Source organism: Streptomyces kanasensis, assembly GCF_043077165.1.
Taxonomy (GTDB): Bacteria; Actinomycetota; Actinomycetes; order Streptomycetales; family Streptomycetaceae; genus Streptomyces; species Streptomyces changanensis.
Map to the genome: position 1 here is coordinate 455,640 of NZ_JBIBSF010000002.1, position 10,766 is coordinate 466,405.

The 10,766-nt window shown below is 72.4% G+C and carries 6 protein-coding genes; 2 read left to right on the top strand and 4 right to left on the bottom strand.

Annotated features, from left to right (window positions below):
* Positions 1 to 129 precede the first annotated feature (129 nt).
* From ACF053_RS07245 to ACF053_RS07260, 4 genes are all read right to left on the bottom strand, one after another.
* Positions 130 to 2,370, bottom strand: coding sequence for a glycosyltransferase family 4 protein (locus ACF053_RS07245; protein WP_391952947.1), 2,241 nt, complete (start codon positions 2,368 to 2,370; stop codon positions 130 to 132).
* A 141-nt stretch (positions 2,371 to 2,511) separates the two neighbouring features.
* Positions 2,512 to 3,114, bottom strand: a complete 603-nt coding sequence (locus tag ACF053_RS07250; protein WP_058943100.1) for an acyltransferase — start codon at positions 3,112 to 3,114, stop codon at positions 2,512 to 2,514.
* A gap of 83 nt (positions 3,115 to 3,197) precedes the next feature.
* A complete protein-coding gene (locus ACF053_RS07255; RefSeq protein ID WP_391952948.1) occupies positions 3,198 to 4,469 on the bottom strand; it encodes a hypothetical protein in 1,272 nt (423 codons plus the stop codon).
* Positions 4,470 to 4,554: 85 nt separating this feature from the next.
* On the bottom strand, positions 4,555 to 5,313 hold the full coding sequence (locus ACF053_RS07260) for a polyprenol monophosphomannose synthase (RefSeq protein WP_391952949.1): 759 nt from the start codon (positions 5,311 to 5,313) through the stop codon (positions 4,555 to 4,557).
* A gap of 378 nt (positions 5,314 to 5,691) precedes the next feature.
* Between ACF053_RS07260 and ACF053_RS07265 the strand changes: the two genes are divergently transcribed.
* Both ACF053_RS07265 and ACF053_RS07270 read left to right on the top strand, forming a co-directional pair.
* Entirely contained in the window at positions 5,692 to 7,101 is a 1,410-nt protein-coding gene (locus ACF053_RS07265) for an FG-GAP repeat domain-containing protein (protein WP_391952950.1), read from the top strand.
* A gap of 50 nt (positions 7,102 to 7,151) precedes the next feature.
* Positions 7,152 to 10,748, top strand: a complete 3,597-nt coding sequence (locus ACF053_RS07270; RefSeq protein WP_391952951.1) for a LamG domain-containing protein — start codon at positions 7,152 to 7,154, stop codon at positions 10,746 to 10,748.
* The last annotated feature ends 18 nt before the right edge of the window (positions 10,749 to 10,766 follow it).

Sequence of the window (10,766 nt, forward strand, 5' to 3'; positions counted from 1 at the left end):
CGCGCGACGCGAACGGCGAGCACGGCGCGCGACACACGAGACGCGCGAGACGCACGGCACGAGGCCCCCGACCGGAATCCGGTCGGGGGCCTCGTGCCGTCTCGTGCCGGGGCGTCACCGCCCGCGGTGTCACTCCGGGTCGTACGCCGTGCGGTCCAGGCTCGTCGTCACCTTCAGGTGCGGGTGGGACTTCGCCCACTTCCAACCCGTCACCGTGGAGTTGATGTCGCTGACGAACACCGTGTCCACCCGGTCGAGGCCCAGCTCCGGCAGCACCCGCCGCTTGGCGATGCGCGCGAACAGCTGCGGCCTGACCTCCTTGTAGCCGCGGGTGAAGACCTTCTTGTGGAAGGCGTTGGCGACCTTCGTGTGCGCCCGCTGCACGGTCGCCACGGCCAGCTCGGGGCCGATCGCCTCACGGTTCTTCGCGGCGAGCCGCCGCGCCCGGCGCAGCACGGCGCGGGGCGCGCGGTACACGAGGAACCGCTCGGCGCGCGGGATCCGCAGCTTCTTCTCGGCGTCCCCGACGCTCACGACCGGCACGCTCGGGTCCAGGTCCAGCCGCTCCCACAGCAGGGGCGCCTGGGCCGTGACGAGGGTGACCTCGACGCCCTTGCCCACCAGGTGGTTGGCGAAGTCGACGATGCGCCGCGGCTTCGCGGGCGTCAGCGCCAGGACCACGGCCCGCCCGACGGGCTCGCCGTCGCGGCGGACGACGGCCGCCCCCGCGTCCTCGGCAGCCTCCGCCGCCTCCGCGACCTCGGTCGCCCCGTCCTCCGCCTCGGCGGACGGCGCGGGCGGTACGGGCGGCAGCGCGCCCCCGTACACCTCCACGAGCTGCTTGCCGACGGCCTCGCAGCCGACCCGGCCCTCCAGCGCCGTGCGCGCCGCGGGCAGGTCGAGCTCGGTGGCGCGGGCGCGGAGCGCCCGGTACGCGTCGACGATGACCTGGGGGTCGTCGCTGACGTCCATCAGCGCACCGGCCGACGACTCGATGCCGGCCAGCGTCTCCTCGGGGCCACCGCTGCGGGTGGCGAGCACGGGCAGGCCGGAGGCGATGGCCTCGACGACCGTCATCCCGAAGGTCTCCCGCTTGCTCGCGTGCACCAGCAGGTCGTACTCGTGCATCAGCGGGCCCACGGCCTCCGGCGCGACGGGCGGCAGGATCCGGAAGCGCTCGCCCAGGCCGAGTTCTGCGGCGCGGGCGCGCAGCTCCTCCTCGACGGGGCCGTGACCGACCATCGTGAGCGTCGCGCGCGGCTCGTCGGCGGCGACCGTCGCGAACGCCTCCAGCAACTCGCCGACGCCCTTCGGCTGCACCAGCCGGCCGATGTACAGCCAGCGCAGCAGCTCGGGGGAGCGGTCACCACCGGGCGTGAAGCGGTCCAGGGCGATGGCGTTCGGCACCACGCCCACCTTGTGGGCGTACTCCGGGAAGCGGCCCACGACCTGCTCGCGCAGCGCGGAACTCACGCACAGGACGGCGTCGGCGCGCTCCAGCATCTCCGCGTACATCCGCACGGCCGGGCGCTGCGAGAAGACCTGGTCGAGGAAGGAGGAGTGCTCGGTCACCACGACACGGGCGTCGGGCCGGGCCAGCCGGGCGGCCAGCACACCCCCGTAGATGCCGGTGTGGGCGTGGACGACGGGCGCCTCGATCTGCCCCGTCGGCAGGGCACTGCGCAACGCCTTGACCTGGGCGTTGACCCAGGGCGCGTAGAGGCGGCGGTGGATGAGCGGCACCGGGACGCGGACGACCGTGCCCTCGTCGGCGTCCAGCACGTGGCCGAGGGCCCGGCGCTCCTGGAGGCGGTCGACGGTCACCCTGATCGCGTCGTTGAGCGGGGCCGACGCGCGACCGGACCAGTCCTCGGTGTGGAAGACGGACACCCGGGCGAACTGCCCGGCCACCGCCGCCGTCGCGGCCTGCACGAACGACCCGGCGTACGGGTTGTTCGGCGACGGGTACCACGGCGTCAGCACCGCCAGGTCCGCGGGCTCCACGACCCGGCCCGCGCCGTGCGGCTCCAGCCGCAGCTCGACACCCGGCCGGCGGCGCTTGGCGATCCAGGCCACGGGCAGCGCCTGGGCGTCACCCGCGACGATCACGTCGGCCTGCGCGAACGGGCCCGACTTCGCGGCGGCGAGCTTCTTGGCGGACGCCCACGCGTGGCCGTCCTTGCCCGGAGCGACACGGATCACGTCCACGCCGTCGACCCGGCCGAGCTCCTGAAGCGCCTCGCGCCACTCGGGAGCGTCCAGCACCACCAGGGAGACCCGGGACCCCGAGGCCGCGAGCTCCTGCACCTGCTCGCGGGTCGCCCGTACTCGGTATGTGCCAAGCGCGAGATAGAGCACGTGGCTGTTCATCTGGATCCCTTCGCCCTTTCACCTGCACGCCGCGCACCCGTGCGGCGGAAGCGTCATCACGGGGTTCGATACGGAGATACAGCGCGGCGGCACCACCCTACCGAAGGCGGTGCCCCCTCCCGGCACGCGGCCGGGGCGCCGTCAGCCCTCGCGCTCGGAGAGGACGCCGTCCTCTTCCACGTACACGGCACCGGTCTGCGGGCACTCCCAGACGCCCGCCTCACCGGCCCGCTCGACCAGCCGCACACCGGCCCGGCCGACCCACCCGATCCGCTTCGCCGGCACACCCACGACCAGCCCGAAGTCCGGGACGTCGCGCGTGACGACGGCACCCGCGGCGACCATCGCCCAGCGCCCGACGCGCACCGGCGCGACACACACCGACCGGGCCCCGAGCGAGGCGCCCTCGGCGACCTTCACTCCCACGGCCTCCCAGTCGCCGCCGCGCTTCTGCTTGCCCTCGGGGTCGACGGAGCGGGGGTTGTGGTCGTTGGTCAGCACCACGGCGGGGCCGACGAACACCCCGTCACCCAGCTCGGCCGGCTCGTAGACCAGCGCGTAGTTCTGCAGCTTGACGTTGTCACCGATCCGCACGCCCGTACCGACGTACGCGCCGCGGCCGACCACGCAGCCTTCCCCGAGCCGGGCGTTCTCACGGATCTGCGCGAGTTCCCAGACGCTGCTCCCGGCCCCGATCTCGGCGGTCTCGTCGACCTGGGCGGTGGGCTGGACCCTGTAGTTCACTCTGCTGTCTCTTTCGGGGGACGGCGGAAGTCTCTTCGACCGCCGAGCATACGCGGAGCCCCGCGCGCACTCCGTGCGGCGGGTCACGGCGAGTGCGGCCACACGAGCATGAGGTGGACACCGTACGCCGTGGACACGGCCACGGCCGTGCCGAGCAGCGTGTACATGGTCGCCGGACGGGCCGAGGCGAGGGCCTTGGCGGCGGGTATGAGCAACGGGAAGGCGGGCAGCAGGAAGCGTGCCTTGGAGTGGAAGTACCCGGCCCCGCCGACCGCGATGAGGAGCAGCATCCCGGCGTAGACCAGCAGGACGACCGGCTGCCGCTGCTGTACGCAGATGACGAACGTCACCATGGCGGCCACCACGGTCGCCGCCCCGACGGCCGTGTTCAGGTTGAGGGGGAGCTTCAGGAAGACGTCCGCGAGGCGGTGCAGGGTGAAGACGCCGCCGTCGAAAGTGCTGCCCCACTTCTCCTGGACCTCGAAGTAGCCGCGCCAGTCGCCCGCCCGATAGCCGACCCAGGCGAACCAGGCGAACCAGCCGAGCGGCGCGACGAGGACGGCGGCGAGGAGCGGCCCGGTGCGGTCGGCTGGGGGAGTGCCCTCCGGCGGGGTACGCCGGGCGATGAACAGTGCCCACAGCGCGGCGAGGACGACCGCGGCGACCACCGCCGACCCCGACGGGCGGGTGAGCCCGGCCAGCGACGCGAGCACCCCGGCCGTCACCCAGCGGTGGCTCAGCGCCCCGTACAGGGCCCAGGCGCACAGGGCGGTGAAGACGGGCTCCGTATAGGCCATGGACTCCACCATGGCGTGCGGGGCTATGCCCCACAGCACGGTGGCGACGACGGCGGCCCGGCGGCCGGCCACGCGCTCCACGACGGCGTACACGCCCCACGCCGCGAGCAGTGCGGCGGTGACGGCCACCCCCCAGGCGACCTGGGACGAGGGAAGCGGCAGGACGACCGAGCCACCTCGTATGAGGGCCGGGTACAGCGGGAAGAACGCGTACTTGCACAGGGGGCCCTGCACGGTGCACGCGTCCGTCATGGGCGCCGCGTAACCGTGGTCGGCTATGTGCGTGTAGTAGACGGCGTCGTACGTGCGGGTGAGCATCGTGCCGAGCCCCGGCGCGGCGTCACCGGCGCGCAGGGCCACCGCCACGACGCCCAGGGCGCGTACCAGCACGTAGGCCAGCAGGGCGGGCCAGGCGCGGGAGGCGGCGGTCCGCAGCCGCTGCGGAAACGATTCGTCCGGTGCCGCCGCGGGCGCATGACGCCTACGGTGGGACGACCGGCCCGAGCGCGGGGCGGGCACCGGGAGCGACTCGTGCTGGACGGAAGGCGTGGGCGGCATCTGCGCGTACTCCGCTGTGGAATTGGGTGCCGGCCCGGGGACCGAGCCGGCACGGGTGCCTCGCTGGGGATGGGCGGGGGTGCGCTCAGCGCCGCGCGGTGAGCCGGCCGAGGCGGTGCGCGACGCCCCACGCCGTGACCCGCCACAGGGCCTCGACCACGATGGAGCGGCTCATCTTGCTGTCGCCCCGCTCACGCTCGACGAACGTGATCGGCACCTCGACGACGCGGTAACCCGCCTTCACCGTGCGCCACGCCAGGTCGACCTGGAAGCAGTACCCCTGGGACGCCACCTGCTCCATGCCGAGCCCCTGCAGCGTCTCGCGCCGAAACGCCCGGTAGCCGCCGGTCACGTCCTTGATCGGCACGCCGAGGAGGGTACGGGAGTACAGGCTGCCGCCGCGGGACAGGAACTCGCGGGACTTCGGCCAGTTCACGACCTTGCCGCCGGGCACCCAACGCGAGCCGAGCACGAGGTCGGCACCGTCGAGCGCGGTCAGCAGGCGGGGCAGCTCCTCGGGCTGGTGGGAGCCGTCGGCGTCCATCTCCACGAGGACGTCGTAGTCCCGTTCGATGCCCCAGGCGAAGCCGGCGAGGTAGGCGGCGCCCAGCCCCTCCTTGCCCTTGCGGTGGAGCACGTGCACGTGGTCGTCGGCGTCGGCGAGTTCGTCCGCGATCTTGCCGGTGCCGTCGGGGCTGTTGTCGTCGGCGACGAGGACGTGCGCCGCGGGGACGGCGGAGCGCACCCGGGAGACGATCGCCTCGACGTTGTCGGCCTCGTTGTAGGTCGGAACGATCACCAGAATCGATTCCGAGCCCGCGGCCCGCCGCTCGTTGATGTTCACTGCACCTTCACCTCGGGATCCCCGCCGGCGGGTCGGACGGCCGTGCGGATCCCCAGAGCATACGGCGTCCCCGTGCTGCGGATCGGGGGCAGGTCGAGATGTCCGGGTGGGAGTGAAGTGCCACCCCTTGGGGACGCTGTGTGATGCATTCGTGACCGTCCGACTCGGATCTTGTCGGGAAATCACCTTGAGTGGCCCCCCGGTCACCCTCCAGGGTCTATGCGTACGCACATTCGTTCGGTGGGGGATTACATGTCCGGCTCAGGGGGGTCCTGGCGGCGTCTGGCCGTCGGGGTCATTTCGGCCGCGTGTCTGGCAGTGGGTATCGGGGCGGGAGCCGGCCAACCGGCCGCGGCCGCCGCGACCTGCGCCGGAGGCGTGGACAGCGATTTCAACGGCGACGGCCATCGGGACACCGTCATCGCCGATCCGCATGCAGCGGTGGACGGCATCGAGGAGGCCGGTCAGCTCCACGTGGTCCTGGGCGGCGGCAAGGGAACCGTACAGGTGCACCAGAACATGCCGAACGTCTCGGACGGCGCGGAGCCCGGTGACCGGTTCGGTTCGTCGTTCGCCGTGTACGACGCCGACCAGGACGGCTGCAGCGACCTCGCGGTAGGCATTCCGCTCGAAGACATCGACACCGTCGTCGACGCGGGTCTCGTGCACCTGATCCACGGCTCGGTGCTGGGCATCGGCCAGGGGACGGCCGACAAGGGCTTCCGGCAGGGTGCGCGCCTCGGCGAGACCGCCGAAGCGGAGGACTGGGTCGGCCACGCCGTCGCCACGACCACTTCGGCCACCGGCGTCCCTTACCTGGTCATCGGCGCCCCCGGCGAGGACGTCGCGGGCAAGACCGACAGCGGCCTGGTCTCCGCCGTGTACGGCCCCGGCTTCACCGCCGTCTCGTTCGACCAGGACAGCCCCGGCGTGTGGGAGGAGCGGGAGGCCTACGACCAGTTCGGCTCCGCCATCGCCGCAAGCGGCAACTACTTCGTCGTCGGTGTCCCCGGTGAGTCCGTCGACTCCGACCTGTCGGCCGGGGTCGTCATGGCGTTCCGTGCCTCCGTCAACACCGACGGCATCCCCGCACCCAGCTTCGGCATGGGGCAGGAGCGGGCGGTCGGTTCGGAGAAGTCCGCCGAGACGGGCGACCGCTACGGCACGTCGCTGGCCTTCGTCCCCCACCGTCCCTGGACATCACCTACGGCGAACGCGTTCCTCCTCGCCGTCGGCATCCCCGGCGAGGACCTCGCCGACGTCATGGACGCCGGAGCCGTGCAGACCTACCTGATCTCGGCCGCGGGCGGCGTCACCCACCTCGACTGGATCGATCAGAACACCGCCGACGTGGGCGGGGAAGCCGAACCCGGCGACGCCTTCGGACAGACCCTGGCCGCCGTCAACACCAATCCGTCCGCCGTCGGGTCGGCCTCCACCATGCGTCTCGCCGTCGGCGCACCGGGCGAGGAGTCGTCCCAGGAGCACCCCGACCAGGGCGGCGTCCAGATCTTCCCGCTTCTCGGCGCCCCCGGCGCCGGTGACGCCTGGATCGAGCCCGGTGCCGGCATCCCCGCCGTACCCGCGGCCCGCCGGTTCGCGGGCATCAGCCTCGGCGCACAGCAAACGGCGCTCCTCGTCGGCATGCCGTACGGGCCGGCCGAGGACCACGCCGTCCACGCCTACCCCTGGAACGTCAGCACGGGCGGGGCCCCGACCCAGACCTGGAAGCCCGGCGACGGCGGCATCCCCGCGGGCGACGGCGCGTTCGGCGCGGTGGCCCGGTGACCCGGCCGCACCACCCACGGGACCGGACCACCGACGAGGAAAGGGACACCGTGTCGACGCGGATACGCCGCAACGCCCTGCTGCGCGGGGCGGCGGTGGCCGCGACCGCCACCGCTGTCTTCGCCGCCGGGCTCACCGGGCTCCCCGAGCCCACCCACCCGGACGACCCCCGCACGACTGCCGCCGCTCGCCCGGCGCCCGGCCCCGCCGCCACCGAGGAAACGGCCAAGGCCGCCGCACGCGAGAGCGGCGAGAGGGTCGAGGTGCTCGGCTTGCGCGGCGAGCGCCGCGACGTCTTCGCCGAACCCGACGGCACCTTCACGGCACGCGAGTACACCGAGCCGGTACGCGCCGTCCGTGACGGCACGTGGACCGCCGTCGACCCCACCCTGGTCCGCCACCCCGACGGCACCATCACCCCCCGGGCCACCACCGTCGACCTCGCCATCTCCTCGGGCGAGGCCGGCAAGCCCTTCGCGACGCTCCGCCGCGCGGGCCGCGAGTTCGCCCTCACCTGGCCGTACGGCAAGCTCACGGCACCGGTTCTGAAGGGAGACACGGCCACCTACGTCGACGCCCTCCCGGGCGTCGACCTGACGGTGCGGGCCGAACCCGACGGCTTCGCTCATCTCCTCGTCGTGAAGACCCCCCAGGCGGCGGAAGACCACCGGCTCGCCGGCATCGACCTCGGCCTGCGGACCAAGGGCCTGAAGGTGACGAAGGACCCGACCGGAGCCCTGAAGGCGGAGGACGCAGCCGTCGGCGGCACCGTCTTCCAGGCGGGCAAGCCCTCCATGTGGGACTCCGCCTCGGTGGAGGAGGCAGTCGCGAAGCCACAGGGGGCCAAGGCTGTCGCCCGCGCCCTCGCCGCCGACGCGCCCGCCCCCGCGCCGGCCCTCGAAGGACCCGGCGGTGGGGGTCGCACCGGGCACCTCGGCGTGGACATCGGCAAGGACCGACTCACGCTCGTCCCCGACCGGACGCTCCTCACCAGCCCCGACACCGTGTTCCCCGTCGTCATCGACCCGCTCCAGCGCACCGCCTCGCGCAGCGCCTGGACCGGCGTCATGTCCGGCATGCCCACCGAACAGGACTGGAAGTACAGCGACGGAGCCGGCGTGGGCCGCTGTCCCACCGACTACAACCCGGTCTCCTGCAACGGCGTCGGCGTCCGGCGGGTGCTGTTCACTGTCCCGACGTCCTTCTTCCGCGGCAAGCAGATCCTCGGAGCGACGTTCTCCGCGCGCGTCACGCACATCTACCAGGCCCAGCCGACCGCCGCACCCGTCCAGCTGTACCGCATCGGCGGGGCGAACCAGACGGTCACGGCGTCCAGCAACTGGTCCAACACGAGTGGGCTGTGGACCGAGCACCTGCAGACCGTCAACCGCGCGATCTCCCCGAGCAGCTGTTCCGGCCAGGCCAACCTGCACTTCGAGAGCGGGTCCACCGGCGAACTCACCACCCAGGTCAGGTCCGCCGCGAACGCCAACTGGTCCTCGATGTCGCTCGGCCTGCGCGCCGAGGACGAAGGCACCTTCGCCCAGTGGAAGCGCGTCTGCGGCAACGCCTACCTCTCGGTCAGCTACAACACCCTGCCCACGGCGATCACCGCGGCGATGATGTCCAGCAACCCGGGCGGCGGCTGCAAGAGCGGCGCCGCACGCCCGTACACCGAGGTGCCCCCCAGGATCTCGACCGAGGCCCGCGACCCCGACCACGCGGGCGGCCTCACCGACAAGGTGAAGGTCCAGTTCAAGGTCGCCTGGGTGGACAGCGCGGGTGCCGCCCGCTCCTACACCGCCGACACCGGCTACATGGCACCCGTACCGGGCACGAAGTTCGTCCACGACGTCAGGTCCATCCCGCAGAACCGCGTCATCTCGTGGAGCGCCCGCGCGTTCGACGGCGACGGTTGGGGACCCTGGTCGACGGCCGCGTGCGAGTTCATCTACGACGCCACGCTCCCCGGCAAGCCGAACGTCCTGTCCGAGCAATACCCCTCGGACACCGTCTACCACGATGGCGTGGGCACCTACGGCACCTTCACCTTCTCGCCGAACCGCAACGACGCCATCCCGGACACCGACGTGGTGAAGTACCGGTACGCCTTCGACTCCACCGCGTCCCCCGCCACCACGGTCACCGCCGCCACACCGGGCGGACCGGCGTCAGTACGGTGGATGCCGACCCGGTCGGGGCCTCACTGGCTGGAAGTCGTCGCCGTCGACAAGGCGGAGAACCCCGGCACGGTGCACCGCTACGAGTTCAACGTGAGCGAGGGAAGGGCCGCCGCGGCCCAATGGAACCTCGCCGACCCGGCCGGCAGCGACGAGGCCCACGACGAACAGCAGACGTTCTCCGCGTCCGCGGGCTCGGGGGTCAGCTTCGGGGTCGCGGGACCGGGCGGCAAGGTGGACGCGGCGGCCCACCTCGACGGCACCACCGGGGCGTATCTGGACGCCGGTCAGACCGTCCTCGACACGGCGGGCGGTTTCACCGTCAGCGCCTGGGTCCGACCGACCGACCTCAGCCGCGACATGACCGTCGTCAGCCAGGACGGTACGGGGGAGCCCGGCTTCGAGCTCGGTTACAACGCCATCGCGAGGACATGGGCCTTCTCCGTCCCGCGTACCGACGTCGACACCATCGGTGAGTGGCGGGCCGCCGCCACCGGCCTCACCGTCCTGAAGGACCAGTGGGTCCTGTTGACCGGCGTCTACGACGCCCAACGGGGGCAACTGCAGCTGTACGTCAACCAGACGATGAAGGGAAGCTCGCCGCGGCTCTCCCCGTGGAGGTCCTACGGGCCCCTGCAGATCGGCCGAGCCACCGCCAAGACCGGTTATCGCGACCACTTCACGGGTGACCTCGCCGACGTACGGGTCTTCGACCGGGTCCTGCCCGCCGCACAGGTGGCGGAGCTGGTGACCGTCAAGCCGGAGCGGAAGGGCTACTGGCCGCTGGACACCGCGACGGGCGGAGCCTCGCCCGAGGCGGGTGGCGGTACCCCACTCCAGCTGAACGGCGACGCACACGTCTACCGTCCGACGGATCCTCTGGAGGACGAGGCGGCACTCATCGGAGAGGGACACCTGGTCCTCGACGGCAAGGGCGACCACGCGGCCACCGCGAGCCCGCCCATCACCGGCGGCAAGAGCTTCACGGTCGCCGTCAGGGCGCAACTGACCACCATCGACGCCGCCGCGCCACAGACCGTGCTGTCCCTCCCCGGTACCCACGCGGACCGCCTCGCCGTGCGCTACGTACCGGGCAAGGACGGCCGGCTCCCCACGTGGCAGCTCGCCATCGCCCAGTCGGACGAGCCGTCCGCGTCGGTCAGCGTCTTCACGGACGATCAGGAGCGACCGGACAACTCCGGATCAGGACAACACCTGGCCGTGGTGTACGACGCCTTCGCCAACGAAGTGCGCCTCTATGTGGAAGGCCAGTTGGCGACCACCGCGAAGGGCAACGACACCACGTTGTGGGAAGCCGTCCGAGGAATGCAGGTCGGCCGCACGGTGATCGGCACGGACGGCGAGTACTTCGCCGGAGCCATCGACGAGGTCCGCGCCTACGAGGGGGCCGCCGACCTGACAGCGGTGCAGCGAATGGCCGGTCTCGTACCGCAGAACGACATCTGAGCGCCCGCCGTGTGTGCC